The 26,527-nt window shown below is 64.3% G+C and carries 22 protein-coding genes; 10 read left to right on the top strand and 12 right to left on the bottom strand.

Features of this window, described 5'->3' with window-relative positions; translation table 11 throughout:
• The first annotated feature begins 78 nt into the window (after window positions 1–78).
• A complete protein-coding gene (locus YQ44_RS09915) occupies window positions 79–3,117 on the top strand; it encodes a heparinase II/III domain-containing protein (RefSeq protein WP_071323235.1) in 3,039 nt (1,012 codons plus the stop codon).
• 21 nt (window positions 3,118–3,138) lie between these two features.
• On the opposite strand, the gene YQ44_RS09920 is transcribed toward YQ44_RS09915, so the two are convergent.
• Window positions 3,139–3,552, bottom strand: a complete 414-nt coding sequence (locus YQ44_RS09920; RefSeq protein WP_071323236.1) for a hypothetical protein — start codon at window positions 3,550–3,552, stop codon at window positions 3,139–3,141.
• A gap of 24 nt (window positions 3,553–3,576) precedes the next feature.
• A complete protein-coding gene (locus YQ44_RS09925; RefSeq protein ID WP_071323237.1) occupies window positions 3,577–4,509 on the bottom strand; it encodes a hypothetical protein in 933 nt (310 codons plus the stop codon).
• Window positions 4,510–4,889: 380 nt separating this feature from the next.
• Between YQ44_RS09925 and YQ44_RS09930 the strand changes: the two genes are divergently transcribed.
• From YQ44_RS09930 to YQ44_RS09945, 4 genes are all read left to right on the top strand, one after another.
• The gene (locus YQ44_RS09930; RefSeq protein ID WP_071323238.1) at window positions 4,890–6,047 is read left to right on the top strand and encodes an ABC transporter substrate-binding protein; all 1,158 of its coding nucleotides are present in this window, start codon (window positions 4,890–4,892) and stop codon (window positions 6,045–6,047) included.
• 90 nt (window positions 6,048–6,137) lie between these two features.
• Window positions 6,138–7,028: a branched-chain amino acid ABC transporter permease gene (locus YQ44_RS09935; RefSeq protein ID WP_071323239.1), complete on the top strand. Its 891-nt coding sequence runs from the start codon at window positions 6,138–6,140 to the stop codon at window positions 7,026–7,028.
• 7 nt (window positions 7,029–7,035) lie between these two features.
• A complete protein-coding gene (locus tag YQ44_RS09940; protein WP_071323240.1) occupies window positions 7,036–8,979 on the top strand; it encodes a branched-chain amino acid ABC transporter ATP-binding protein/permease in 1,944 nt (647 codons plus the stop codon).
• Window positions 8,980–8,989: 10 nt separating this feature from the next.
• Window positions 8,990–9,718: an ABC transporter ATP-binding protein gene (locus YQ44_RS09945; protein ID WP_071323241.1), complete on the top strand. Its 729-nt coding sequence runs from the start codon at window positions 8,990–8,992 to the stop codon at window positions 9,716–9,718.
• Window positions 9,719–9,793: 75 nt separating this feature from the next.
• On the opposite strand, the gene YQ44_RS09950 is transcribed toward YQ44_RS09945, so the two are convergent.
• From YQ44_RS09950 to YQ44_RS09995, 10 genes are all read right to left on the bottom strand, one after another.
• A complete protein-coding gene (locus YQ44_RS09950) occupies window positions 9,794–10,120 on the bottom strand; it encodes a hypothetical protein (protein ID WP_071323242.1) in 327 nt (108 codons plus the stop codon).
• Between the two features lie 106 nt (window positions 10,121–10,226).
• Entirely contained in the window at window positions 10,227–10,622 is a 396-nt protein-coding gene (locus YQ44_RS09955) for a hypothetical protein (protein ID WP_198043902.1), read from the bottom strand.
• Between the two features lie 201 nt (window positions 10,623–10,823).
• The gene (locus YQ44_RS09960) at window positions 10,824–10,991 is read right to left on the bottom strand and encodes a hypothetical protein (protein ID WP_156894761.1); all 168 of its coding nucleotides are present in this window, start codon (window positions 10,989–10,991) and stop codon (window positions 10,824–10,826) included.
• 235 nt (window positions 10,992–11,226) lie between these two features.
• A complete protein-coding gene (locus tag YQ44_RS09965) occupies window positions 11,227–11,547 on the bottom strand; it encodes a DUF2288 domain-containing protein (RefSeq protein WP_070304968.1) in 321 nt (106 codons plus the stop codon).
• Window positions 11,548–11,596: 49 nt separating this feature from the next.
• On the bottom strand, window positions 11,597–12,295 hold the full coding sequence (locus YQ44_RS09970) for an RES family NAD+ phosphorylase (RefSeq protein WP_071326379.1): 699 nt from the start codon (window positions 12,293–12,295) through the stop codon (window positions 11,597–11,599).
• 2 nt (window positions 12,296–12,297) lie between these two features.
• Window positions 12,298–12,735 (bottom strand): MbcA/ParS/Xre antitoxin family protein, encoded by a 438-nt coding sequence (locus tag YQ44_RS09975; protein ID WP_034755432.1) that lies wholly within the window; start codon window positions 12,733–12,735, stop codon window positions 12,298–12,300.
• Between the two features lie 81 nt (window positions 12,736–12,816).
• The gene (gene fos / locus YQ44_RS09980) at window positions 12,817–13,236 is read right to left on the bottom strand and encodes a fosfomycin resistance glutathione transferase (RefSeq protein WP_071323245.1); all 420 of its coding nucleotides are present in this window, start codon (window positions 13,234–13,236) and stop codon (window positions 12,817–12,819) included.
• A gap of 17 nt (window positions 13,237–13,253) precedes the next feature.
• Window positions 13,254–13,778, bottom strand: coding sequence for an RDD family protein (locus YQ44_RS09985; protein ID WP_232251228.1), 525 nt, complete (start codon window positions 13,776–13,778; stop codon window positions 13,254–13,256).
• Window positions 13,779–13,961: 183 nt separating this feature from the next.
• On the bottom strand, window positions 13,962–15,662 hold the full coding sequence (recJ, locus tag YQ44_RS09990; RefSeq protein ID WP_071323247.1) for a single-stranded-DNA-specific exonuclease RecJ: 1,701 nt from the start codon (window positions 15,660–15,662) through the stop codon (window positions 13,962–13,964).
• Entirely contained in the window at window positions 15,659–16,711 is a 1,053-nt protein-coding gene (locus YQ44_RS09995) for a hypothetical protein (protein ID WP_071326380.1), read from the bottom strand. Before YQ44_RS09995 ends, recJ begins: the two co-directional genes overlap by 4 nt.
• 395 nt (window positions 16,712–17,106) lie before the next feature.
• Here YQ44_RS09995 and YQ44_RS10000 point away from each other — a divergent pair, with 395 nt between their 5' ends.
• From YQ44_RS10000 to YQ44_RS10020, 5 genes are all read left to right on the top strand, one after another.
• Complete coding sequence (locus tag YQ44_RS10000) at window positions 17,107–20,613, top strand: SdrD B-like domain-containing protein (RefSeq protein WP_071323248.1); 3,507 nt, start codon at window positions 17,107–17,109, stop codon at window positions 20,611–20,613.
• Between the two features lie 118 nt (window positions 20,614–20,731).
• Window positions 20,732–21,397, top strand: a complete 666-nt coding sequence (locus tag YQ44_RS10005) for a PEP-CTERM sorting domain-containing protein (protein WP_071323249.1) — start codon at window positions 20,732–20,734, stop codon at window positions 21,395–21,397.
• A gap of 200 nt (window positions 21,398–21,597) precedes the next feature.
• Window positions 21,598–23,814 carry a type I secretion system permease/ATPase gene (locus tag YQ44_RS10010; RefSeq protein WP_232251230.1) on the top strand — a complete coding sequence of 739 codons (2,217 nt, stop codon included), beginning with the start codon at window positions 21,598–21,600 and terminating at the stop codon, window positions 23,812–23,814.
• Window positions 23,811–25,124, top strand: coding sequence for an HlyD family type I secretion periplasmic adaptor subunit (locus YQ44_RS10015; protein WP_071323251.1), 1,314 nt, complete (start codon window positions 23,811–23,813; stop codon window positions 25,122–25,124). The genes YQ44_RS10010 and YQ44_RS10015 overlap by 4 nt, the downstream gene beginning before the upstream one ends.
• A complete protein-coding gene (locus tag YQ44_RS10020) occupies window positions 25,124–26,419 on the top strand; it encodes a TolC family protein (protein WP_232251232.1) in 1,296 nt (431 codons plus the stop codon). Before YQ44_RS10015 ends, YQ44_RS10020 begins: the two co-directional genes overlap by 1 nt.
• Window positions 26,420–26,527 lie beyond the last annotated feature (108 nt).

A 26,527-nucleotide genomic window follows, 5' to 3' on the forward strand; every position in this document is an offset into this window, starting at 1 on the left:
GCAAGGCAATCCGGTTGTCAGGTTCCCGCGCGTCGGCCAGGCAAACGATGGCTGCATGCGGGCCTGGGCGTGCTGGCGATGGCGGCGTCTGCCGCGATGGCGCAACTGCCCGCGCCCGTCAAGACGGGCCATCCGAAGCTGTTTGTCAGCCAGGCCGGCTTTGATCTTCTCAAGGCACAACTGCCTTATTACCCCGCCGCGCGTTTCCCCGCCACCAGGGGCAGCATCAGTTTTCAGTTGCTGGCACAGCACAAGGATAGCCGCGACGGGGTGAATCAAAACATTTTCGGCCAGCACGTCAGTGTTGGCAATACGATTCTGATACGCCATGTGGATGGATGGGATGTGCCGGCCGTGGCGGGAAGCAAGGGGACGGTGGGTGTCCAGTTCGCATTGCTGAAGAATGGCGTGTATGCCTCGAGCACGCAGGTCAACTTGACGCCAGGCGTGCTGTCCAGGATGAAATTTTCATGGGATAGCCAGGCGCACCGGGTCGGGCTGACGGTGAACGATGTCGCCATTCCCACCATCTGGAATACGGCCCTGGGCGTGCCCGTCGAGTGGCAGGCGGATGCGCAGATATTCAGCCTCGGCGGCCGGTACAAGGAAGACATGCAGGATTTCGTCCTGCGCGACGGGCAGGGCACGGCATTGATCGGCTATCCCACCCGGGATACGGGTCTCAATACCGCCTGGAATGCATTTATCTATGCGGCAGACAGGCGCCTGGCGGAAATCCATAGCTGCGCCACGATCGCGCCCACGTCGGCCGCTTTTCCGAAATCGTGCAAGGTGGCCACCGGGCATCGCGGGACGATCTATGAAAGCGCGCAATTGCTGTCCATGGCATGGTTGCTGACGGAAAAGGACAAGTACAGGCAGGGCCTGCTGACGTACGCGGACATGCTGCTGGCGAGCCCACTTCCCGCCGGCAATGAATGGTCGATGGGGGGCAGGGTGGCCGCCATGGGGCTGATGTATGACTGGCTATATGACTTGATGGGCAGCGTGAATGTGCCCGCCGCGCTCGGCACGGGGCCGTACCGGAACATGCTGGCGCAGAGAATCAAGGAGACGATAGCGGCGGAAAATACGCTGCCGGCACATGATCACCTGGTGGCGTCCATGTGCGGCAGCGGGCAGCATTTGCGCGACACGAGCACGGTCTTCGATTGCGAGCAGAAACCCGTGTACGAACACTGGAACCGCGGCGCGACGCCCTCGATTGCCAATTACTATGTCAGCGGCCACGCCTTCAGTGCCGTGACGAACATGGCGCTGGGCTTGCTGGCCATCGCCGAGGAGCACCCCGAAGTCGTGCCGATGATCGACACGGCGTATGCGCATTTCGACAAGGGTTTCATGGCCGCGCGCGCCGCCATTTCCGCCGATGGCGGCCACCAGATGGGCTTTGCGTATGGCGTGTCGAGCATCCCTGAGCGCTTGCTGTTGTGGCGCACGGCGCTCGACAATGGCGACGGCACGCCGCTGTTGCAGGCGGACTGGCAGGATCAGTTGCTGTATCCCTATATCTACGGCTTGCGCAGCGACGGCCTGTTCCCTTCCAGCGGCGACAACTATGATTTCCCCGTAGGCAATCCACTGCTCGGGCAATTGGCGCGTGGCGTGGCCAGCGTTGGCGGCGATGGCGTCGCCTGGTCCTTCTATCGCGAGCAGGTCGCGACGCGTCGCGGCGGTGGCGACGAGATCCTGGAGCGCCTGTTCTGGCCAACCCCGGTGGCGCCCGCGCCGATACCAGGCCTGCCGCTGGCGCGCCATTTCAGGGTCTCGGGCCAGGTGCTGATGCGCGACAGCTGGGATTATGCGCAGGCCACCGTGCTGGACTTCAAATCATCGTCGTTCGCGGCGCAGAATCACCAGCACGCGGACCAGAACAGCTTTTCGCTGTATTACAAGGCGCCCTTGCTGCTCGATACGGGCTTGTATGACAGCTATGAAAGCGTGCACTGGTGGAATTACTACACGCGCAGCGTGGCGCATAACACGATCACGGTCTACGATACGGTGGACGATGCGACGGAGCTGCTCATGAACGGCGTGAGCGGCCTGAGCCGCGATGGCGGGCAGTGGCTGCAGGCGCGGCAACAGAGCTATCCGACAATCGACGAGATCCAGCCTGGCGGCGTGAATGCGCTCGATGGCATCGTGCGCTATGAAAATACGCCGGAATATACCTATACCAGCGGCAATGCCAGCAAGGCTTATTCGGCGACCAGGCTGGACCGGAATAACGGTTTCGTGCGCCAAGTCCTGTTTCTGCGCCAGCCGGCGTTCTGGCCCAAGCCCGTGACGCTGGTCTTCGACAGCGTGCGCAGCAAGCGTGGCTTGCCAGCCACCTTTTTGCTGCATACGGCGCATGACCCGGTGGCCAATACGGCCAATACGAGCAATCTCGGCGATGGGCACTACAAGCTCGGCTACAGTGAGGGACAGCGGCGCATCGCCACCGTGCGCAACGGCGAGGGCATGCTGATCGTGCAAACCGTGCTGCCGGAAAATGCCGTCGTGCACAAGGTCGGCGGCCTCGATCATGACGGCACCGTGTGTCGGCAGATGAGCCCGGTCAAGGCGAACGAACAATGGGCCAGCAGCGGCGATTGCCGCTTCATGGTGCGCCGCCGCCAGGCCGATGGCAGCGATCTGTGGTTCAACCATGCGCCGCAGACGAGCGAGCAAAAAACCACGAATGAGGATGTGGGTGTTTGGCGCCTGGAAGTCACCTCGGCAACGGCACCGGCGGCCAATGCGCCCGAGTATTTCCTGCACACGCTGTTTGTTGCCGACAACGATGGCGCCAGCGGCACGGCCCAGCCGCCCGATACGCGGCGCCTGGCGGCCGCGGCCAACACCGAGGCGCTGTTGCTGGGCAGTCAGCTGCACGTGCTGTTCAACCGCGACGTGACGCCCGCCGCCCGCATGGACTGGACTTCGCCGCTGGCGGCCGGCGCCATCCTGGCCACGGGCTTGAAGCCTGGCGTCCATTATGCGCTGACGTCGGCGCCCGCGGCCGGCGCGTTCGCCCGCAGCCTGGTCGAGGTGGTGCCAGGGCCGGGCACGCACCTGAGTTCGGATCAGGGCGTGCTCAGCATCGAGTAAGCCGCTTGCCTGCTGGCCGGGTCAGGCCGCCTCGTCCTTCTTCGGCTTGGCGCGCAAGGCCGCCGCCGCCTCGCCGATGGCGAACGGGTCGCGCGACAGGATGGCCGCGCCCAGGTCGACCAGCCTGGCCGCGGCGTGGATGGCGGCCTTGACGTCGGCGATGCGCTTGAGCTGCGCCTTGCCTTTGGCGATGGCGGCGTCGATGTCGCCGCGCGCCTGCTCGGCACCCTCGGCGATCAGCACGATGCCGAAGGCGCGGAACAGCGACACCATCTGGTCCAGGTGGTGCTCGTATTGTTCCAGCAGCGCGCGTTCCTCCGCCGACAGCGCGGGGCGGGCGCGGATGCGCAATTCCAGCACCAGGCTCGATGCCTGCGCCAGGCTGTCGGCGATGGCGAACGATTCGTCCTTCGTCAGTTCGGTCAGTTGGGCCATGGGATTCTCCAGTGGACGCGCCGCTTACCAGCGGACGGGGGCGTAGAAAACGGCTTGCCGCTGCAGGGCGTCGACGTGGCGCGCAAACTGCGCCAGCTGCGTTTCCAGCTCCGGTTCCTGCAGGCGGCCGATATGCGCGCGCAGCGCGGCCACGCTCGCTTGCAGCGACTCGACGGCGCGCACATAGGCGACGACGATCTTTTCCCTTTCCTGCAGCTGCTTGCCTTCCTGGTGCAGGCGGGTGCGGATGTAGTTGGCGGCCAGCGGTTCGCGCGCGGCGGCGCCATCGACGGCGCCGCGCAGCAGGGCCAGGTCGCGCAATTCATCCTGCAGCCCGGCGCGGTAGCTGCGCTGCGCATAGTCCTTCAGCGCATCGCTGACGATATTCACGGCGTCCTGCTGCTCGAGCAGTTCGCGCAAGGCCGACTTTTGCAGGCGCTGCGTGGCCAGGCGGCTCAGCAGTTCGCTCAGCTTCACGACTTTTTCCAGCTTGTCCGCGTCCAGCAGGGGAGCGCCGGCACCGGGCTGGGCGAGGCCGCCCAGCGCGTCGCCCAGCCCCGCAAATTCCTCCTGGTAGACGGGCAGCTTCTCGTCGGCCAGCGCCGCCAGCGTGTGCGCGTAGCGCAGCAGCACGTCATTGAGGCCGGCGATCGACAGGCTGGCCTGCGCGATGGCCGCGCAATCGGCGCGCGCGGCCTGTTCGCTCGCCTGCGCATCGAAGCGCTCGGCCATGATCAGGCGCTTGCGCATGGCCTTGTCCGTGCAGCTGTTGACGCTGCCAGCGAGCATCGGTTCGAAGTGCACCGACAGCTTTTGCGTCTGTTCGGCGAACGTGCGCACGGGCGCCAGCTTGCTCGCGCAGCCGCCCAGCAGCAGGCTGGCCAGCAGACTCGCCAGCAAGGCCGCGGCAGGCGGGCGCAGCGCGGTGGAAAGGGATGGTTTCGACGGGCGCTGCATATTGCCTCCATGCGGTAGGAGTGGCTGGACGGGGCCGCGCTTGAGCGCTGGCATGGCCGACCTTAGCATGCTGGACAGTGGCAGCATTGCGCCAGATCAGTGCACGGAAGAATCGCTGCCAGCACCCGTCCCGGCTGTCGCGTTTTGCCACAAACGTGTTGCCCGATGGCGCAGAGTGCGCCAATTTGCGTCATATTTTCCTTACAGAAGTCTGACAGCAGACAAGCAATTGGCTGTTTTACACATGCTGCGACGCGTCATATGTAGTTGTTGCTGGAGCATGTTTACTAACCTACAATGATTTATCGATGGGGCGGTTATCCAGCGTACGACTATAAAAATAAGTGGCATTAAAAACGTTGTATCACAGGAGATGACAAATGAATTTCAAACAGAAGTTGCTCGTGGCAAGTTTGGTTTTGGGTTTCTCGCAAATGGCTGTCGCAGCCGACCCCATCAAGATTGGCGTGTCCGGTCCGTTCACGGGCGGTTCCGCGCCGATGGGCGTGTCGATGCGCGACGGCGTGAAGCTGGCGGTCGCCGAAATCAATGCCAAGGGCGGCGTACTGGGCCGTTCGCTGCTGCTGATCGAGCGCGACGATGAAGCGAAGAACGAGCGCGGCGTGCAGATTGCCCAGGAACTGATCAACAAGGAAAAGGTCGCCGCCACTGTCGGCTACATCAATACGGGCGTGGCCCTCGCTTCCCAGCGTTTCTACCAGGAAGCCAAGATTCCCGTGATTAACAACGTGGCAACGGGTTCCATCGTTACCAAGCAGTTTGCCGACCAGCCTGAAAACTACATCTTCCGCAATGCCGCCAACGACCAGATCCAGTCGCACATGATCGTCGAGGAAGCCGTCGACCGCCGCAAGTTCAAGAAAGTGGCGATCCTGGCCGATTCCACCAACTATGGCCAGCTGGGCCGTGCTGACCTGGAAAAAGCGCTCGACGCGAAAGGCATCAAGCCTGTCGCCATTGAAAAATACAATATCAAGGACGTCGACATGACGGCCCAGTTGCTGAAAGCGAAGCAGGCGGGCGCGGAAGTGGTGCTGACCTATGGCATCGGCCCGGAACTGGCGCAGATCGCCAACGGCATGGAAAAACTGGGCTGGAAAGTGCCGCTGATCGGCAGCTGGACCCTGGCCATGGGCAACTTCATCGATAACGCGGGCAAGAACGGCAATGGCACGCGCATGCCGCAAACCTTCATCCAGGACCCTACCACGCCGAAGCGCAAGGCCTTCATCGACGGCTATGTCGCCGCCTACAAGCCATCGGGCGGCCGCATGCCGTCGGCCGTGTCCGCCGCGCAAGGCTATGACTCGATTTACCTGCTGGCCGCGGCCATCACGCAAGCCGGCGGCACGGACGGCCCGAAAGTGCGCGCGGCGCTGGAAAACCTGAACGAAAAAGTGGAAGGCGCCGTCACCACCTACAGCAAGCCGTTCAGCAAGACCAACCACGAAGCGATCACGGCGGAGCTGACGGTGTTTGGCGAAGTCAAGGATGGCAAAGTGGTCCTCGCCAAGTAACGGGCGGATAGTCCATCCATCGCCGTGGAATGGCCAGCTTGAGGATTCAAGGCTGGCCATTTTTGTATCGTTCGTCTTTCGGGGAATACCATGGAAATCTTCCTGCAGCTTGTCTTCAGCGGCGTCGCGCTGGGCATGATCTATGCCGTCATCGCCTTCGGCTACCAGCTGACCTTTGCCACCTCTGGCACGCTCAATTTCGGCCAGGGCGAATCGCTGATGCTGGGCGCGCTGGTGGGCCTGTCGCTGGTGGGCAGCATCCACGGCGGCCCCTACATGAGCTACCTGCTGATGATTCCCATCGTCATCGCCTTCGGCGCTCTGCAGGGCGTGTTCGTCGAGTGGATCGGCGTGCGGCCCGCCATCAAGATCAAGTCCGAATTCGGCTGGATCATGTCGACCATCGCGCTGGCCATCATCTTCAAGAACGTGGCGGAAAACATCTGGGGCAAGGATGACCTGATGTTCCCCTCGCCGCTGTCGGCCGCGCCGTTCCAGGTCTTCGGCGCCAACGTGCAGCAGATGCAGGTGGCCGTCATCATCGGCGCGCTGGCCATCATGCTGGCCGTCGAGGTGTTCAACCGCAAGTCGATCTATGGCAAGGCCGTGGTGGCCACGGCGAACGACCGCGACGCGGCCGGGCTGATGGGCATCAATACGGGCATGGTCATCACGTTTTCGTATGCGCTGTCCTCTGCCACGGCCGCGTTTGCGGGCGTGCTGGTGGCGCCGCTGACACTGACGGGCGCCACCATGGGCGCATCGCTGGGCCTGAAGGCATTCGCCGTGGCCATCATCGGCGGCCTGACGTCGGGCGTGGGCGCCATCGTGGGCGGCCTGATCCTGGGTATCGCGGAAACCACCACCGGCTATTACATTTCCACCGGCTACAAGGAAGTGCCTGGCCTGCTGCTGTTGCTGCTGGTGCTGGCCATCAAGCCGTCCGGCCTGTTCGGCAAAGCCGCGATCAAGAAAGTCTGAGGACGCCATGAACAAGAAAATCACCATGCTGGCGTTGAGCGCGGCAGGACTGGCCGTGCTGGCGCTGTTTCCCATCGTCATTCCGAATCCCTATTACATCCACCTGGCCGAGACCATTTTGATCTACGCCATCCTGCTGTTCGGCCTCGATATCGTCGTCGGCTACACGGGGCAGGTGTCGCTGGGCCATGCGGGCCTGTTCGGCATCGGCTCGTATGCCACGGGCGTGCTGGTGTTCAAGCTGGGCCTGCCGTTCTGGCTGGCCATTCCCGCCAGCATCGTCGGTGCGGCCGCGTTCGGCGCCATCCTGGCCTTGCCGGCCCTGCGCGTGACGGGCCCCTACCTGGCCATGGTGACCCTGGCGTTCGGCACCATCGTGCAAATCCTGATCAATGAAATGAGCTTCCTGACGGAAGGCCCGATGGGCATCAAGATCCACAAGCCCGTCATGTTCGGCCATAAATTGACGGAAGTGGAGTACTACTACATGGTGGCCGCGCTGATGGTCATTTCGCTGGTCGTCGTGCACCGCATCCTGAAGTCGAACCTGGGGCGGGCCTTCGAGGCGCTGCGCGACAGCCCCATCGCCTCCGACTGCATGGGCGTGTCCGTCTACCGCTACAAGGTGTACGCCTTCGTCATCAGCGCCGGTTTCGCGGGCCTGGCCGGCAGCCTGTATGCGTATTCGGAAGAGTATATCTCGCCGAATACCTACAACTTCGAGCTGACGATCCTGTTCTTGCTGGCCGTCATCATGGGCGGGCGCAAGACGCGCTCGGGCGCCCTGATTGGCGCCCTGATCGTCGTCATGCTGCCGAGCTTGCTGTCGGACATCGAACTGTTCCGCAAGATCGCCGTGGCCGCCGCCGTGCTGGGCGTGATCGGCTCGGCGTTCATGGTGGCGAAAAAGCGTTCGACCGTGCGCGGCGTGATCGTGCCGCTGGTCGCCACCATCGGCCTGGCCGCGTTTTCCTACAAGCTCGACAACATGGTCGACTGGCGCCTGACCATCTTCGGCCTGATGACCCTGTTTGTCGTGTACTACCTGCAGGACGGCATCGTGGGCTTCCTGATGAGCTTTGTCGGCAATGGGCGGCGCCATGTGGAAGCCGTCGCTTCGCACGGCGTGGCCCCGTTCCACCATGCCGAAGGCGGCGCCCAAGGCGCCACCCTGCTGCGCGTGGAGCAGGCGCTGATGCAGTTTGGCGGCCTGAAAGCGCTGAACCAGGTGGACCTGAGCGTGACGCAAGGTTCCGTGCATGGCTTGATCGGGCCCAACGGCTCGGGCAAGAGCACGATGATGAACGTGCTGACGGGCATCTACAAGCCGACGGCGGGCAAGGTGGAATTTGCCGGCGTGGTGATCTCGGGCCGCACGCCATCGGAAATCGCGCTCGGCGGCGTGGCGCGCACCTTCCAGAACGTGCAGCTGTTCGGCGAGATGACGGCGACGGAAAACGTGCTGGTGGGCTTGCACAACACCTTCCAGTCGAACGTGCTGGACGTGATGCTGCACACGCCGCGTTACCGGCGCGAAGAGAAGGCCGCGCGCGAGCGGGCCGCCAGCATCCTCGAATTCGTCGGCCTGGCCGACCTGGCCAATGAAGAGGCGCGTAACTTGCCGTATGGCAAGCAGCGGCTGCTGGAAATCGGCCGCGCGCTGGGCCTGAACCCGCGCCTGCTGCTACTGGACGAGCCGGCGGCGGGCCTGACGGCGCCCGACATCAAGGAGTTGATGGCCATCATCCGCAAGATCCGCGAACATGGCATCACCATCATCCTGATCGAGCATCACATGGACGTGGTGATGGCGCTGTCGGACGTGGTGACGGTGCTCGACTTCGGCCAGAAGATCGCGGAAGGCGTGCCGAGTGCCGTGCAGAGCGATCCGAAAGTGATCGAAGCCTACCTGGGCGGCAGCGCTGAAACCCTGGCCCCTGTGGCGCACTGAGAGGAAGACCATGCTGACCATTCATAATCTGCACGCCGCCTACGGCAAAGTCGAAGTCTTGCACGGCATTTCGCTCGACGTGCCGAAAGGCAAGCTGGTGACCCTGATCGGGTCGAACGGGGCCGGCAAGACCACCACCATGCGCGCCATTTCCGGCATGCTCAAACCGAGGTCGGGCAGCGTGACCCTGGGCGGCAAGGACGTCACGGGCCTCGATTCGCACCGCATCGCCCGCGCCGGGCTGGCCCATTCGCCGGAAGGGCGCAGGGTCTTCGCCTCGATGTCGGTGACGGACAACCTGCTGCTGGGGGCGTTTCCCCGTTTCACGCGGGCGCGCCCGAAAGGCGACATCAAGGGCGACCTGGACAAGGCCATGGAATTGTTTCCGCGCCTGAAGGAGCGGCGCGACCAGCTGGCCGGCACGCTGTCGGGCGGCGAGCAGCAGATGCTGGCCATGGCCCGCGCCGTGATGCTGAATCCGGAAGTGATCCTGCTCGACGAACCGTCGATGGGCCTGGCGCCCATCCTGGTGGAGGAAGTCTTCCGCATCATCACGCGCCTGAAAGCGGAAGGAGTGACCATGTTGCTGGTCGAGCAATTCGCCGCCGCCGCCCTGAACGTGGCCGATTACGGTTATGTGCTGGAAAACGGCAGCATCTCCGTGCATGGCCCGGCCGAGAGTTTAAAGACGGATCCGAAGGTGATCGCGGCCTACCTGGGAGGGCAGGGTCACGCCTGAGTGCCGGAGCAACATGCATGCAGGCACGGTGGGGGAGAGTGCTTTCCAGGCCGGCCTGCTGCGGTCAAGCCCGCTTTAATTGATGGGGTCAACCTGGGTGACCGTGCAAAATCCCGACACATTGCCGCTGGTATACACCATCACGCGGCGATTGCCGCTTGCAATGGACATCAGGGTGACGGCGATGATAGTCTTGCTCGCTTCGGGAATGAACATCCAGGTGGCGCCCGCACAATTGTCGGGCGATGCCGTGGTAGAGGGATTGAAGCGTATCAGCAAGCCGCCGGCGACCGCCGAGTGGTCCCATATCTCGCCCTCTTGCCACGTTGGCCCGGCATGCGCCGGCGCCAGCGACAGGGAACCGCAGAAGAAAACGGCGGAAAGCAGGAATTTGCGCAGCATAGTGTCCTTTAAGTCAGTATTTTTCTGAAATGATCATTCATGCATCGCCGCGCGACCAGGCGGCTACGGCACGGCCGATGCCAGCCTCGCGGCTGGCGTGGCGCTGTTATTGCATGATGTAGAGCGAGCGTAGCGTCGTGCCCCAACCCGCGCAGGCATCGACTTCCAGCTGGATTTTTTTGCCGGCCACCAAGGCTGACAGGGCAGCGGCGTACGCTTGCTTGGAGCCAGGGCGCGTATTGTCGATCGAAAAAACGTTGGTCCCGCAAAAGACGTCACTATCGAGCGAGATATAAATCCTTGCTTCGCCGTTGGCGGGCTCACTCATGTACGGCCGCAGTGACGTAATACCGACCGGTCCGCTTTCAGGGCCGGCGATGGCCAACGGTGCCGCCGCGCACAGTGCCCCGAGGAGGATTGCGTGTTTGATATTCATTTTAAGAAATATTGTTTTTCGGAAATGTGTGATTTTATAGCGATTTGTAAAAAATGCAATAGCCATGTCGCGTCTGGCGGGGCGGCAGGGAGGCGTGCGGGAGGGAGGGCCAGCGGCGTGCCGAATGTGGCGCGGCGGCGCGGCCGCTATCGGCCGGTCGTGCGGCGATGGAGCCGGCAGGCGGCTGTCTTTCCAGTATCGAATGCAGTGGCTAGGCCGGGATGACTAGTCATCCATGCGAAGAAGATTGAAGCCGCTGACATAGCTTCAGCGCGCGGGCAAGTCTGGACACACCGTGGCGGAATCGGTGACCCACAAGGTGACGCTGCGGCCACTGGCTTGTGCCGCCAACAAGGTGGCGTACATCACTTTGCAGGTGGCGGGATTGATGCCGTTGGTGGCCGTTTCCACATTGCACAGAAACCCCCATTGCACTTTCCCGATGCTCTCCGCGACCACGGCGCCTAGGCCGTTAATCGACACGCCTTCACCGGTCCGCTACACGTATGGTTTGCCGATGCGGGCATGGAAGTGATGGCCAGCATGGCGGCGAGATATTGTTCATTGAGCGCCAAGTTGGTGAAGCGATGCCGTCGCTGGCGGTACGCTGATCTTGCCCGGCAGCGCCCCGGCATGCTTGCCGCCCGGCGCTGCGCTTGTCCCGCGGTGCCTAGTGTTTGGTGGGTTTTTCCTGCTGCACCAGGATAAACGGGCTGACGACGACGGCCCACAGGGCCGCGTCGGCCGCCTGCCAGTCCAGCGCCTGCTGGTCCGATACCTTGGCGACCTTGCCGTCGGCCATCCATTGCGTGATGGTGGCCTTGTCGTCGTGCGAGATGCGCACGGCGACTTCCACCAGGTCCAGCTCGTTGGCGACCCAGACGACGTTGCCCTGGGCGAAGTGCTTTTCCAGTTCGCTCCAGGCCAGGCGGGCCGTTTCGCTGTTGACTTTAAGGCGCAGTTCGGTGTCTTTTTCAGGATTGGTTTGCATGCGAAATATCAATGTTCTGTGAGTCGGATGCCGCGCCGCACAGGGTTCTTTACAGGATTTCCACGTGCGGCGTTGGCGTACCCCGCCATGTTAACCGATAGGCGGCGCCTTTGCGAACATTGCCCACGAGGGCGGGGCGGAAGCAGGCCAGGTTGGTGCCGCCCGCCAGCCTCGTGCTGGGGAAGATGATGCCCATGGAGCCGGCCTCGAGCAGGATGGCGGCCAGGTCTTGCGAGGCGATATAGCTGGCCGGGTCGAGGCAGGCGCGGTAGCGCTCCTGGCCGCGCAAGTCGTGGAAGCTGGCGGAAAAATCGGCCAGCAGCGACTGGTAATTGACGCTGTCGTCGAAATAATCGATTTCCTGGTATTCCACGGTCTTGTGGAAAATGATCTCGGCCAGCGCCGTTTTCATGTCGAAGGCGCAATACCAGGCGCCCCGCTCGCCATCGTTGAAACGCGCGCCTTCCGGGCGGGCATAGGTGTAGGCGGCGTTGATGATGCGAAAGTGCGGCACGCCAAAAACCAGCTCGTCCACGCCAATTCCTGGCGCGCCGCCGTACTCGGCCACCAGGCGCGCATTCGTCGCGTTATCGAGTTCAAACAGCTCGCGCAAGTGATCGTCGTCTTCCGCCAGCGGCGCCAGCACGGAGTCTTCCATGTCGGCAAAGCGCGACGGGATCAAGCGGCAGGTATCGATCTGGCGCAACGCGGCCAGTGGCGGCAGGTTTTCAAGGGATGAGGGCGGCAAGATCACAACCCTCCACGCCGCGCATCGAGCAGCTTGCGCACCGTCTGCATGGCCAGCAAGCCGCCGGCCAGCATCTGCGACAGCGGCGTGCGGCCGCCAAACACGGGATTTTTGTTGGGCAGGCTCACCCATTCATCGGCCAGCTTGTCGCCGTACAGGATGTGCAGTGCCTTGTAAATGCCCAGCAGATACGAGATGCGCGTGATGCGGTCCACCTCCAGCACGCGGTCCGGATGCTTCTTCCATTCGTAATAGGCGCTGCTGGACAGGCCGCCCAGCAATTCGCGCGCATCGTCGTCGCGCAGCTTCCAGGCGGCGGCCAGCTTGAAAAACCCTTTCAAGGCCGCTTGCGACAGGCGTTCGCGTTCGGCTTTCGCATTCAGGTCGACGAGCACGGCCGGTTCGAAGCGGCTCTTGGGGTAGGCGTAGGCAAGATTCATGATGAACTCCTTTTATGGATTAATATTACTCCTTTTTTGGAATTATTGCTGTCCTGCTCCAATTGTGTGCGATAACACCCCTCATGCGTCAAAGAAGACCATGCCGGTGTAGGGCGCGGCACGGCAGGCGGCCAGGCGCTGCGCCAGGCTGCCTGCATGCGCTTCCAGCCGGTGGCCGTCCGGGTCGAGAAAATACAGCGAGTCGCCCTCGCTGCTGTTGCGCTGCCATTGCGGCACGTTTGCCGCGCGCAGGCGGGCGGCGAGCGGGCCAAAGTCGGCGGCAGCGATCGACAACGCGTAGTGCGTGTAGCCGGGGCTGGCGAGGGGCGCGTCCGCCGCCTGGGTGTCCAGCGACAGGCATAGCCACAAATCGCCAGCCGACAGGTAGGCGCCCCGGTCCCAGCGCGCATGCAGGCGCAGGGACAGGGCATCGCGGTAAAACGCGATGCTGCGCTCGAGTTCGCGCACGGACAGGGTGAGGTGGTTCAGGCCGCTCAGCATGGAAGTGGGAGCTGCTTTCAGGTGGGTGTGGAGGCCAGCGGTGGCGCTTGCGTTGCGCGGGCGGGGAGTTTGACGACGACCGTGCCGGCCATGAAGTCTTGCAGGGCCCGGCGCTGTTTATTCAGCATCAGTACGATAAATTCGCTGAGCATCCAGAGAAATGCAAGAAATATAGCCGACAGCTCCCAGGCGTACGCGTTCTCGAAGGACAGGGCTGTCTGCCCCGCCAGGCCAGGAAACGAGAGCCCCAGGAAGTGCCAGAGTTTCGGCAGGCTTGCCAGCAGATAGAGCGTGGCGACAACGCCGTAGCGCAGCCAGGCGGCGCGGCTGGTCACGGCCGATCCGTCCTGCAACTGCAGTTTTAATTTGCATAGCCACATGCCCGGCGCCACACCGTAGCGGGCGACAAGAAAGACGTTGTACGCCAGCATGACAGGTAACATACAAAGCGGCATGAATTCCTGGTAAATCAGTGTCGGCCCCGGAGTGTCGAGCGCCCAGGAGGCCGTTAGCACAATCGACACTGGAATAATCATGCTCAAGGATACGATTATTTGATCAATACAAAACGCGCCCAGCCGGCGCCAACATCCCCCGTATTCCATGCGATGTCTCCCATTCATGGCAACCGGCGGCTGCCTGTATGACTGGATACGCCATTACTTAGGGGAAATGTTAGCTATTCGCCGCAGCATTGAGGTGGAGCAATAAGACTAGCAAGGTCATCAGGCAGGCTCCGCATGCTCCACCATCAGTTGCACCTTGGTCGTGCCATTGTATTCATTCGCATCGAGGCGGAAGGCGACGCGCGTGCGTTCGCCGAGGGCGTCCGTGTGGCCGAACCAGATGGCGTCGAAGCGCACGCCGTTCTTTTCCAGCAGCAACTTCAAATGGCGCTCCTTCAGGATGCGCTGGCTGACGACGCGGAATTCGTCGCAGAAGACGGGCGGGGCGAAGCCCTGGCCCCACACTTGCCCATCCATCAGCTCGATGAAGGCCGTCGTGTAGTAGGCGTCTTCCAGCGGGCCGTCCGTTTCCACCACGCGCTCGAGCTGCTGCTGGCTGAGCCAGGCCTGGCCCACGGCTTCGAAGGCCTTGGAAAATGCGTCGAAGGCGTCGGCGCGGATGGTCAGGCCCGCCGCCATGGCGTGGCCGCCGAACTTGTCGATCAGGCTCGGCGCCCGTTTCGACACGAGGTCGAGCGCGTCGCGCAGGTGAAAGCCGGGGATCGAGCGGCCCGAGCCCTTGATCCAGCCGTCGGCACCCGGCGCGAACGTGATGGTCGGGCGGTAGAATTTTTCCTTCAGGCGCGATGCGACGATACCGATCACGCCCTGGTGCCACGACTCGTCGAACACGCTGATGGTGCTGCTGGCGGCCGGCTCGAAGTCATCGAGGTGGAGCAGGGCCGTATCCTGCATTTCCGCCTCGATTTCACGGCGTTTCAGGTTGATGTCGTTCAATTGCTGCGCCAGCGCCCAGGCGCGGCCTTCGTCGTCCGTGATCAGGCATTCGATGCCCAGCGACATGTCCTGCAGGCGCCCGGCCGCGTTCAGGCGCGGTCCCAGCGCAAAGCCCAGGTCGAACGGCGTGGCGCTGCGCGCTTCGCGGCCCGCCACGCGGAACAGGGCGGCCACGCCCGCGTGCATATTGCCCTTGCGCATGCGCTTGAGGCCTTGCGCGACGAGGATGCGGTTGTTCGTATCGAGGCGCACGACGTCGGCTACCGTGCCCAGCGCCACGAGGTCGAGCAGGTTATCGAGCTTGGGTTGCGTTTGCGCATCGAAAATGCCGCGCCGGCGCATTTCCGCGCGCAGGGCCAGCAAGACGTAGAACACGACGCCCACGCCGGCCAGGTGCTTCGATGGAAAACCGCAGGCCGGCTGGTTCGGGTTGACGATGACGGCCGCGTCGGGCAGGGTGTCGGCCGGCAAATGGTGGTCGGTGACGACGACCTGGATGCCGCGCCGGTTTGCCTCGGCCACGCCGTCGATGCTGGCGATGCCGTTGTCGACGGTGATGATGATGTCGGGCGACTTTTCGCGCGCCGTCAGCTCGACGATTTCCGGCGTCAGGCCATAGCCGTACTCAAAACGGTTGGGCACGATGAAATCGACATCGGCGCCCATGGCGCGCAAGCCGCGCAAGGCGACGGCGCAGGCGGTGGCGCCGTCGCAATCATAGTCGGCGACGATGACCATGCGTTTCTTGGCGGCAATGGCATCGGCCAGGAAGACGCCGGCAGCGCCGATGTGCAGCAAGCCGGACGGCGGCATCAGGGCCGCCAGTTCGCTCGACAGTTCTGCCGCGTCGGACAGGCCGCGCGAAGCATACAGCCGGGCCAGCACGGGATGGATGCCACCCTGGCGCAGCAGTTCGGATTCGCGGTAAGGGCAGGGACGGGTGGCGATGCGGGTACGGGTCATGATGCTTTCAACTTGTTCAGGGTGGGCGCGCGCCAGAATTTGCGCTGCGCATGCTTGCCGGTGGTGACGTCCAGCCAGGCGTCGCGGTGGCTCAGCACCAGGCGCAGGCGCCCCAGGCGGCCATCTTTGAGGGCCGCCAGCAGCGGCGCGAACCAGTGTGCTTCGAGCGCCTGCAATTGCTGCAGCCACAGGCCCCATTCCTGTGCCTGGGCCGGTTCGATCAGCCCGCCCAGCACGACGAGCGCGTCCTGCTTGCCCGCCAGTACACTGTTTGGACTGGCATGGCGCTGCGCCGGTTCCGCCAGCGCCGCCAGCCAGCCTGGCGCGTCCGCCGTATGCAGGCTGGCCGCGCACGGCGGACGCTGCGCCGTCGCCAGGCCGGCGCCCCAGACCCAGAAGGAATTGATGGCTTTCAAGCCGCGCTCTTCGCGCGCCGCATTGACCGGGTGTTCATGCCACAGCATCTGCACTTCGTTTTGCAGGCGGCGCGCGGCGCGTGCGTGCTCGCCTTCCGGCATCCAGACGGACAGGTCTTGCGTGGAGGCGCCGTCCGGCGACGCACATTGCAGGTCGGACCAGCCATCGGCGCGCATGAACCAGGTGCCGGCGTCGCCATACGCCAGCGGCTGGCCGATCTCGTCGAAATACGGGCGCGCCGTATCGAACAGGGCGCGGCCGTCCTCTTCGCTCAACTTGAGCTGGCGCAGGTCTTCCAGGCTGATATGGCTGCGGGCGATGGCCAGGTGGGCCGGGTGCAGCAGGAAATAGCGCGCGCCGGGCGCTGGCGCCAGGCCGTAGCCGCGCATCGCCTCCACGGCAAAGGCTGCCTGCGCCGCCGCGCCATTCGGCGCTGGCGCCAGGCCCAGCGCATGCGCCAGCCACGCTTCGTGCGGCAGCAGGCGCTGGGCGGTGTCAAATGTTTCTAAATTGGAACTGGAAGTGCGCGACAGGAGCGCCGCCAGCGCGGGCGCCTGCAAGACCTTGAGCAGGTCGGCAGCCAGTTCGGCATTGGGCAGGGCGCAAGGCAAGACGAGGGTAAGTTGATTCATCCCGAGATTGTAGGCGATTGGGCAGTGCCGGAGTAGGGGCATGTCATTTTCATCGGCGGCGGCAGCCATATCAAAAGTATCAAAAATACATCAAAATTATAATAATTTAATCATTATTGGTGGAAATCAATTTGCTTTTACAAATATCGACGATATAATTGCGCTAACTTAAATATCAGAAAGACAATCACCCCCTGCTGTGTGGTTGCGTCGTTTGGCTCCTGTGTCCCTCGAAACTGTATACAAGACGCTGCCGGCTTCATTTTTTAAACAAGTCTTTTTCTTGGAAGCCCACCCATGTATACATTCGCCGCTTTGCACGGCCAGGCTGATCGCGCCCTGGCCTCCCACGTTGCCACTCCTGCCGCCACCGTTGCGCACCGCCAGGAGGCCGCATGACTACCTACAATCTGTCGACCACGGTCCACGTGTGCGAAGACATCAACAAGAATTTCGACATCCGCGACTTGCTGGTGCAAGCCGGCTATTCGGTGCAAGGTGAACTGAACATCAAGAATTTCACCGTGCTGTTGCCCGACGATACGGAGTCGACCGTCAATACGCCGCTGTTCGGCATGCTCGACGCGGACACCGTGTACGTGCGTCCCGGCGACTGGGCCGCCAACTACAACGGCAGCTTCTCGACCATCCAGGTGACGATCGACAAGGGCAATGGCGATATCGTCCAGCTGAGCCTGCAAGTCATCATCGACCCCGTCAATGACGCCCCCGACGCGGCCGACAAGACCTTCACCCTGGTCGATGGCAGCAGCGTGGTACTGAGCGAAAGCGATTTCGGCTTCCACGACGACGTCGAGCATAACGGCTTCAAATCCATCGTCATCACGAACACCACCACGGCCGGGCAAGTCTTGCTCAACGGCGTGGCCGTCGCCGTGGGCACGGAAGTCTCCATCGACGCCATCCGCGCGGGTCAGCTGGTCTTCGTGCCGAGCCAGACCGTGGCCGGCGACTTCGACCTGGGCTTCAAGGTGCGCGACGATGGCGGCACGGAAGGCTGCAACGCGCAAGACCTGAGCCTGGCGCCCCATTATCTGACCTTCAAGGTGCCGATGGCCCACCTGGGCGACTTCGTGTGGGAAGACAAGAACGCCAATGGCGTGCAGGATGCGGGCGAGGCGGGCATCGCCAATGTCGTGGTGCAACTGAAGGATGCGGCCGGCAATGTTGTCGCCAGCACCACCACGGACGCCAGCGGCGGCTACCACTTCGACGTCAATCCGGGCACCTATTCGGTGACGGTGGTGGCGCCGGCCGGCTATGTGCCGACGGCGGCCAACCAGGGTGGCGACACGGGCAAGGACAGCAATATCGATGCGGCCGGCAAGATGGCGCCCGTCACCCTGGCGCCAGGCGAAACCAATCTGAGCCTCGATGCGGGCCTGTACCGCACGGCCGAACTGGGCGACCGCGTCTGGCTCGATACCAACAAGAATGGCGTGCAAGACGCCGGTGAAGCGGGCGTGGCCGGCGTGAAAGTGACCTTGCTGGACGCCGCGGGCAACGCCGTCGGCAGCCCGCTCGTCACGGATGCGAACGGCAACTATCTGTTTACGAATTTGAAGCCGGGCGCCTACAGCGTGCAGTTCGACAAGACCAGCCTGCCTGCCGGCTACGCCTTCACGGGCCAGGACCTGGGCGGCGACGATCAGCGCGACTCCGACGCCAATGCGCTGACGGGCAAGACGGCGCAAGTGCTGCTGGCCTCGGGCGACAGCAACCACACGCTGGATGCGGGCATCGTGGCCCTGCCAGCCACCCTGGGCGACCGGGTATGGCATGACAGCAACGCCAATGGCGTGCAGGATGCGGGCGAAGCGGGCATCGCCGGCGTCACCGTGCAGCTGAAAAACGCGACGGGCAGCGTGATCGGCTCGACCGTCACCGACGCCACCGGCTACTACAACTTCAATGTCGATCCGGGCACGTATTCGATCGCCGTCGTCGCGCCACCCGGCTATCTGACCACGGTCAAGGATGCGGGCGGCAACGATGCGCTCGACAGCGACATCAACGCGGCCGGCAACAGCTCGCTGGTGACGGTGGCCGCCGGCCAGAACTACAAGGACCTCGATGCCGGCCTGTACAAGACGGCCGCCATCGGCGACCGCGTCTGGTGCGACACGAACGGCAACGGCACGCAGGATGCGGGCGAGGCGGGCGTGGGCGGAGTGAAAGTCAACCTGTACAACGCGCAAGGCGCCGTCGTGGCCAGCGCCACCACGGATGCCAACGGTAACTATCTGTTCAGCAACCTGGTGCCAGGCAACTATTACCTGGGCTTCGTGCCGCCGGCCGGCTATGGCTTCACCAAGGCGGACATCGGCGGCTATGCCACCGATTCCGACGTCAATCCTGCCACCGGCCTGACCACCACCTGGGCCACCTTGAAGTCGGGCGAGACCCAGCTGGACTGGGATGCGGGCCTCGTCAAGCTGAACACGGCGTCCATCGGCGACCGCGTGTGGGAAGACAATAACTACAACGGCGTGCAGGATGCGGGCGAACTGGGCGTGGCGGGCGTGAAAGTCAACCTGCTCAATGCCAGCAACCAGGTCATCGCCACGACGACGACGAATGCCAGCGGTAACTATCTGTTCGACAAGCTGGCCGCCGGCAGCTACAAGGTGGAAGTCATCCGTCCATCGGGCTTTTATTACACCAAGGCCAATGTGGGCAGCGACGCGGCCGATTCCGACGTCGATACGAGCACGGGCCGTTCCGGCCTGATCAACCTGGCCGCCGGCCAGAACGACATGAGCTGGGATGCGGGCATCTACCGCAAGGCCAGCCTGGGCGACAAGGTGTGGCGCGACGCCGACCATGATGGCGTGCAGGACGCCAACGAGGCGGGCATCGCCAACATCAAGGTGCAGCTGTACTCGGGCAGCGGCGCCTTGCTGGCCACCACGTACACGAATGCCAGCGGCAACTATCTGTTCAGCAACCTCGATCCGGGCAGCTATTCGCTCAAGTTCGACAAGTCGGGCGTGTACCACGCCGGCTACGCCATGGACAGCTGGCGCTGGGGCGTGAAGAACGTGGGCAGCAATGACAACATCGATTCCGACGTCAACAGCAATGGCACCCTGGCCAACGTGGTGTACACGGACATCCTGAAACTGGCATCGGGCCAGAACGACATGAGCTGGGATGCCGCCATCACGCCTATCGTGATCGACCTGAACGGCGATGGCGTGCACACGATCGCCCGCGCCGATTTCCACGGCAGTTTCGACTTGCTGGGCACGGGCAGCGCCATCCAGTCGGGCTGGGTTTCGGCCCACGATGGCTTGCTGGCCATCGACAGCAATGGCAATGGCAAGATCGACAATATCTCCGAGTTGTTCGGCGGCAACGAGAAGGGCACGGGCTTTGCCAAGCTGTCCAGCTATGACTCGAACCACGACGGCGTGGTCGATGCCAAGGATGACAAGTTTGCCGAATTGCGCATCTGGCGCGACGCCAACAGCAATGGCGTGACGGACGATGGCGAGCTGATGTCGCTGCACGACGCCGGCGTGGCCAGCCTGACGGTGGCTTACACGGAACTGCCTTTCCTCGACGCCAACGACAACCTGCACCTGGAGCGCAGCAGCGCCACCCTGGTCGACGGCAAGACGGTGGACATGACGGACGTGTATTTCAACGTCGACGCCAAGGATGCAGCCAAGGCTGGCATCACCTTGCCGAGCATGGCCGACCTGCTGCGCGACGACCATGCGCTCGACACGGCGCTGGGCCAGGACGCGACCGTCGCCACGGTGGCCGCCGCGCCAGCCGCGCCGGCCGCGGAAGCCCAGGCCCAGTGCGAAATGGCCGACCTGTTGCGCCGCGCCATGGCGCACACCACCGCACAGCCCCAGGAAATGGCTGCCTGATGTTCCTTGCCGGGCCGTAATCCTGCCCGGCAATGCCGCACCGGCGCACCCGTCAAGGGGCGCCGGCGCTTTCCACACGTACTTTCTACACTTACATAATAGAAATAGGGAAACCACCATGAAACAATCCATGCACCTGCTCGTTCGCGGCGCCATCGCCGCAGCCGCCTTCGCCCTCGCCAGCGGCAGCGCCCTGGCGGCCTCCAACCTGCAAGTCGTCGATTCGCACAGCGTCAGCCTGTTTACGGCTGCCGGCGGCGCCTTCGGTTCGGGCAACGCCATCTCGCCGACCTTGTGGGAAGTCAAGTACGACAGCAATACCTTCCTGGCCTTTTGCCTCGATCCCCATGTGGCCGTGAGCAACAGCGCGAACAGCTACAGCAGCGGCGCCTTTGCCGCCAGCGATGCCGTCAAGCGCCTGTACGAGGGCTATTACGCGTCTTCGATCGCCAATGTGTCGACCAGCGCCAACAGCGCCGCCGCCTTCCAGCTGGCCCTGTGGGAACTGAATAACGACAACACGAACCTGTTGACGGGCGACTTGCGCTTCAAGAACCTGAGCAACGCCGTCGTCAGCCAGGCCAACAGCATGCTGGGCGTGGCGACGGGCAATGGCGCCATCCAGAATCTGTACAACTACACCAGCTTGACGAGCGTCAACCCGGCCTCGCAAACGCTGCTGGCCGTGTCGCCGGTGCCGGAAGCGCAGACCTGGGCCATGCTGGTCGCCGGCCTGGGCTTGCTGGGCTTCATGGCGCGCCGCCGCAAGTCCGGCGCCGCGTAAACCGGCAATAGCGGTATTGAGTTAGTAGTTTCTGCTGCGGCGCGTCCATCACGACGCGCCGCAGTTTTTCATTTTTACAACATCATTCTGAATAGCTGTTATTACTATGGCACAATGTTTCTGCAGGTTATCGCAGCGCGACCGTGACCATAGTCTCTTACTGTTTATTGCAACTGCCTGAGATAGGACTTGAGTTCCTCATGACGCCACCTTCTGACGCGCACGCCGCCGTCGATGCCTCCCCCTCCACGGCCCGTGCCGACACGCTTGCCGACGCCATCGTCTTCCTGGCCCGCTTTCTTGGCACCGGCGTGCAAGCCGAGCGCCTGCGCGCCAGCGTGACCGCGCATGGCGATCCGGCCGCCGCCGATTTTCTCGAGCAGGCGCTCAGCCATGCCAGCCTGGCCGGCACGCCGCTGCCGATGGACAAGCCGCGCCGCGCCACGGAAATGCCGGCCTTGCTGGTGAATGGCGCCGGCCAGGCGCTGGTGGTGCTGGGCATCGCCAATGAAAAATATGAATGCCATGTGCCGGGCATCGCCGGCACTTCCTGGCTCGATGCGGCGACGCTGGCGCAGGAAGTGCCGGACGGGCGCTGGGTGGCCGTGCGCCCGGTGATGTTTTTCGACCAGCGCAGCCTGCTCTACAACATGCCGGCGGCGGGGCGCTGGTTCTGGGACGTCTTCAACCGCAACCGCTGGGTCTTCCGCTGGGCCTTGCTGGGCACGCTGGTTTTGAATGTCATCAGCGCGCTGGTGCCGTTCTACGCGATGGCCGTCTACGACCGCGTGATCCCCAACAACGCCACGTCCAGCCTGTGGGTGCTGACCGTTGCCGTGGTGGCGCTGACGGGCTTCGAGCTGGCCATGCGATTGCTGCGCGGCGAGCTGGTGGAAACGGCGTCGCGGCGCATGGACGTGGCCCTGTCGTCGAATATCTTCGCCCAGTGCCTGCGCCTGCGCGCGGCCAGCCGGCCCGCCTCGGGCGGCGCCCTGGCCAATACCGTGCGCGATTTCGAATCGGTGCGCGAATTCTTCGCCTCGACCACCCTGACCACCCTGGGCGACTTGCCATTTTTGCTGCTGTTCCTGCTGGTCATCGCCCTGGTCGGCGGCTGGCTGGTGCTGGTGCCCCTGGCCGCCATCCCGATTCTGCTGCTGGTGGCCTTCGCCTCGCGCGCGGCGCTGGCGCGCCACGTGGCCGCCTCGATGCAGGAGAGCGGCCAGCGCACGGCGCACCTGTTTGAAACCATGAATGGCCTCGACACCATCAAGGCGCTGGGCGCCGAGGCGTGGAGCCGCCGCAAATGGGAAAGCCTGACGGTGGCCATCGCCGCCAACAGCGTCGAGACGCGCGAAATCGTCAGCCGGGTCAACTACATCAACACGGCCGTGCTGGCCCTGTCCGGCGTGGCCGTGGTGGCCGTCGGCGCGCTGCTGATGGGCGAACACCTGCTGACCCTGGGCCAGATCATCGCCGTCAGCATGCTGACGGGGCGCGCGCTGGCGCCCGTGAGCCAGATCGCCGGCCTGATCATGCGCTGGGAGCAGACCAAGCTGTCGTACGAGGCGCTCAACAAGATCATGGAAGCGCCCACCGACGACGATGCGGCCAGCCTGCAGGCGCCGCCGCTGTCCGGGCGCATCGAGTTCCGCGAGGTGGGCTTCGCCTACCCGAACTCGCCGCCGCTGCTCGATAAACTGAATCTGCAAATCCGTCCCGGCGAACGGGTGGGCGTGATCGGCAAGCTCGGTTCCGGCAAGAGCACCTTGCTGCGACTGCTGCTGAACCAGTATGGCCCGCAAAGCGGCAGCGTGCTGTTCGACGACCTCGCCAGCACCCAGCTGGAACCCCTGAGTCTGCGCCGCCAGATCGGCTACGTGCCGCAGGACGTGACCCTGTTCCATGGCACCCTGCGCGAAAACATCGAACTGGGCCGCAGCCAGGCGGACGACGCCGGCCTGCTCGACGCCATCCGCCTCGCCTGCCTGGACGACATCATCACCCAGCTGCCCAATGGCGTGGCGACGGAAGTGGGCGAGCGGGGCGAGCGCCTGTCCGGCGGCCAGCGCCAGGCCGTGGCCATGGCCCGCGCCCTGCTGGCGAAACCGCCGATGCTGCTGCTCGATGAGCCGAGCAGCATGTTCGATCCTGCCACCGAGCAGCGTCTGATCGCCCGCCTGCGCACCTTGCAGGACACCACCATCGTGCTCGTCACGCACCGCATGGCGATGCTGGCGCTGGTGGACCGGCTGATCGTCTTCGACAAGGGGCGCATCGTGGCCGATGGCCCGCGCGATGAAGTCCTGCGCGTGATCAATGGGCAAAGCAATGGACAAAGTAGTGGACAAAGCCCGGCTCAGAACCAGGCCGCCAGGCCTGCCGCCGTTGCCACCACGACGGGAGCACCGGTATGAGCGCCCTGAATGCCCGTCCGCTGCCGCAGGCGCACCCGGACCCGGAACGCGAGCCGCGCCGCATCATCATCCGCATGCTGGCCCTGACGGCCGTGCTGCTCGTGCTGACCCTGGCATGGGCCACGTTCGCCCAGCTTGACGTCTCCGTGAATGGCCGCGGCGCCATCACGCCGCCGTCGCATCTGCAGGAAGTGCAAAGCCTGGAAGGCGGCATCGTGCGCGAAATGCTGGTGAAACCGGGCCAGCAGGTGCGCCGCGGCGACTTGCTGCTGCGCCTCGATACGGCGCAGTACGACGCCAACCTGGGCGCCAGCCTGCAGAACCGCCTGGCCGCGCTGGCCGGCAGGGCGCGCCTGGACGCGCTGCTGACGGGCGGCACGCCCCGGTTCGCGCCGGAATGGCAGCGCGAGGCGCCCGAGCTGATCGCCAAGGAAACCCAGTTGTGGCGCGACGGCCAGCGCGAATTCGCGTCGGCCACGGCGGCCGCGCGCGAAGGCGTGACGCGCCGGCGCGGCGAACTGGCCGAGGCGCACAGCCGCATCGCCCAGCTGGACGCGGGCATGAAGCTGGCGCTGGAAAGCCTGTCCATCGAGGAGCGCTTGTTCAAGGAGGGGGCCGGTTCGCGCGGCGATTACCTGAACGCGCAGCAGCGCGTGCAGCAGCAGCGCACGGAACTCGACAGCCTGCGCAGCTCCGTGCCGCGCCTGGTGGCCACCCTGGCCGAGGCGCAGGCGCAGGCCGGCGAAGTGGAAGCGCGCATGCGCGGCCAGTGGGGCGCGCAGCGCAGCGAATACGAGACCAAGGCCGGTGCCCTGGCCAGCACCGTCAAGGGCCAGCAGGACCAGGTCAGCCGGCGCGACGTGACGGCGCCCGTCGACGGCGTCGTCAACCGCGTGCTGGTGGCCACCGTGGGCGGCGTGGCGCAGCCGGGCAAGCCGATCCTGGAAATCGTGCCGGCCGATTCCGAGGTGCTGATTTCCGTGCGGGTGAAGCCGTCCGACATCGGCTTCATCCACGTGGGGCAGGGCGCGTCGGCGAATGTGCTCGCGTATGACGCCACCACGTACGGCCGCATGAAGGCGCAGGTGGTGCGAGTGGGCGCCGACGCCATCCCCGACGAGCGCAACGAGCCGTATTTCGAGGTGCAGCTGAGTACCGACCGCAGCCAGCTGACGGCGCACGGCAAGGTGCTGCCGATTACGCCCGGCATGCCGGTCGACGTCGGCATCCTGACGGGACGCCGCTCGGTGCTGCAATATGTGTTCAAGCCTGTGCTGCGCGGCTTGCAGTCTTCCCTGCAGGAGCGTTGATGCGTGCCTTGCTGATATTTGTCATGCTGGCGTGCGCCGGCATCGTGGTGGAAGCGCAGGCCCAGCTGCCCGGCACCTTGTCCGTCCAGCCGGCGCCCATGCGTGGCTTGCCGGCCCTGCTGGCGCGCGCCGTGCCGCGCGACCCGCAGGTCATCGCGGCGCAGGCGGCGCTGGCCACCACTGAGGCGCGCTACAAGCAGGCCCGTTCGCGCCTGTTCCCGAATGCGGCGCTGCAGGCCAGGCGCGGGCGCAGCAACGACCTCGATGGCACGCTGGACGTGCAACGGCGCACCCACGAAGTGGAGGCGAGCCTGCGCTGGAATGTGTACAACGGCGGCGCCGACCGCGCCGAACTCGATGCGGCCGACCGCGAGATGGCGGGCGCCGCCTTCGACGTGGAGCGGGCGCGCGCGGAAAGCGCGGAAAAGCTGGCCGAAGCGTATTTCGACATGCAGCGCCTGGAACGCAGCCTGCTGCAGTCGCAGGAACGCCTGCGCGACGTGACGCAGCTGGTGAAGCAGGTGGCGCGCCAGGCGGAGCTGGGCAAATCGTCGGAAGTGGACCGCGAGCTGGCGCAAAGCTCGCAGCTGGACGCGGAACTGGTGCACGACGGCTTGCTGACGGACCGCCTGGCCGCGCAGATCAAGCTCGAGGCGCTGGCCTTCGAGCCGGTGGCGCAGTTTGCCGATTTTGTCTTTGCGCCGCTGCCGGCGCGGGCGCTGGAGGACGCCGACGCGCAGCAGGCGCAATTGCGCGCCGCGCGCGAGCGGGCGGCGGCGGCCCAGCTGCGCGTGCGCAGCGTGGCGGCCACCCTGGCGCCGAAAATCGACCTCGATGTCAGCCATCTGCTGAATAACAAGACGACGCCGCCGCCGTCGACGATCCAGCAGCGCGGCTGGTCGGTGGGCGTCAGCTGGGAATTCCCGCTCGGCGGCGGCAACCTGGCGCAGCGCGACGAGAGCATCAGCCGCGCCCAGGCGGCCGAGGCGGACGTGGCGCGCGCCGAGCAGGGCACGCGCGCCGACCTGGCCAGCATGCTGCCGCGTATCGCCAATGCGCAGCGCACCCTGGCCCTGCTCGACGAGCAGGAACGCAAAATGGCGTTTGTCGTGCGCGGCGGCACCATCCAGTACGAGGCGGGCCGGCGCAACCTGCAGCAGGTCATCCAGACGCGCGACAGCTACTTCACGATACAGCAGCGCCGGATCGACCAGCAGCACCGCCTGACCCTGGCGCAGATGCGCCAGTACGCGCTGGCGGGACAGTTGCTGCAGGTGTTCGGACTGGCGCAATAGGGCGCTGGCGCCGGATTTGGCGCCAGCGTGCGCTGTTTCACGCACAGTTTCATGCATGAAATGGCCATTGTGTGGCACACTGCGCGCTCGCATATCATCGTTGTCGCG

The sequence above is a fragment of the Janthinobacterium sp. 1_2014MBL_MicDiv genome (assembly GCF_001865675.1).
Lineage (GTDB): Bacteria > Pseudomonadota > Gammaproteobacteria > Burkholderiales > Burkholderiaceae_D > Janthinobacterium.

Coding starts and splice junctions, on each gene's coding strand:
- YQ44_RS09915 (WP_071323235.1), top strand. CDS start 79: ATGGCGGCGTCTGCCGCGATGGCGCAACTGCCCGCGCCCGTCAAGACG.
- YQ44_RS09920 (WP_071323236.1), bottom strand. CDS start 3,552: ATGGCCCAACTGACCGAACTGACGAAGGACGAATCGTTCGCCATCGCC.
- YQ44_RS09925 (WP_071323237.1), bottom strand. CDS start 4,509: ATGCAGCGCCCGTCGAAACCATCCCTTTCCACCGCGCTGCGCCCGCCT.
- YQ44_RS09930 (WP_071323238.1), top strand. CDS start 4,890: ATGAATTTCAAACAGAAGTTGCTCGTGGCAAGTTTGGTTTTGGGTTTC.
- YQ44_RS09935 (WP_071323239.1), top strand. CDS start 6,138: ATGGAAATCTTCCTGCAGCTTGTCTTCAGCGGCGTCGCGCTGGGCATG.
- YQ44_RS09940 (WP_071323240.1), top strand. CDS start 7,036: ATGAACAAGAAAATCACCATGCTGGCGTTGAGCGCGGCAGGACTGGCC.
- YQ44_RS09945 (WP_071323241.1), top strand. CDS start 8,990: ATGCTGACCATTCATAATCTGCACGCCGCCTACGGCAAAGTCGAAGTC.
- YQ44_RS09950 (WP_071323242.1), bottom strand. CDS start 10,120: ATGCTGCGCAAATTCCTGCTTTCCGCCGTTTTCTTCTGCGGTTCCCTG.
- YQ44_RS09955 (WP_198043902.1), bottom strand. CDS start 10,622: ATGGCTATTGCATTTTTTACAAATCGCTATAAAATCACACATTTCCGA.
- YQ44_RS09965 (WP_070304968.1), bottom strand. CDS start 11,547: ATGCAAACCAATCCTGAAAAAGACACCGAACTGCGCCTTAAAGTCAAC.
- YQ44_RS09975 (WP_034755432.1), bottom strand. CDS start 12,735: ATGAATCTTGCCTACGCCTACCCCAAGAGCCGCTTCGAACCGGCCGTG.
- fos (WP_071323245.1), bottom strand. CDS start 13,236: ATGCTGAGCGGCCTGAACCACCTCACCCTGTCCGTGCGCGAACTCGAG.
- recJ (WP_071323247.1), bottom strand. CDS start 15,662: ATGACCCGTACCCGCATCGCCACCCGTCCCTGCCCTTACCGCGAATCC.
- YQ44_RS09995 (WP_071326380.1), bottom strand. CDS start 16,711: ATGAATCAACTTACCCTCGTCTTGCCTTGCGCCCTGCCCAATGCCGAA.
- YQ44_RS10000 (WP_071323248.1), top strand. CDS start 17,107: ATGACTACCTACAATCTGTCGACCACGGTCCACGTGTGCGAAGACATC.
- YQ44_RS10005 (WP_071323249.1), top strand. CDS start 20,732: ATGAAACAATCCATGCACCTGCTCGTTCGCGGCGCCATCGCCGCAGCC.
- YQ44_RS10010 (WP_232251230.1), top strand. CDS start 21,598: ATGACGCCACCTTCTGACGCGCACGCCGCCGTCGATGCCTCCCCCTCC.
- YQ44_RS10015 (WP_071323251.1), top strand. CDS start 23,811: ATGAGCGCCCTGAATGCCCGTCCGCTGCCGCAGGCGCACCCGGACCCG.
- YQ44_RS10020 (WP_232251232.1), top strand. CDS start 25,124: ATGCGTGCCTTGCTGATATTTGTCATGCTGGCGTGCGCCGGCATCGTG.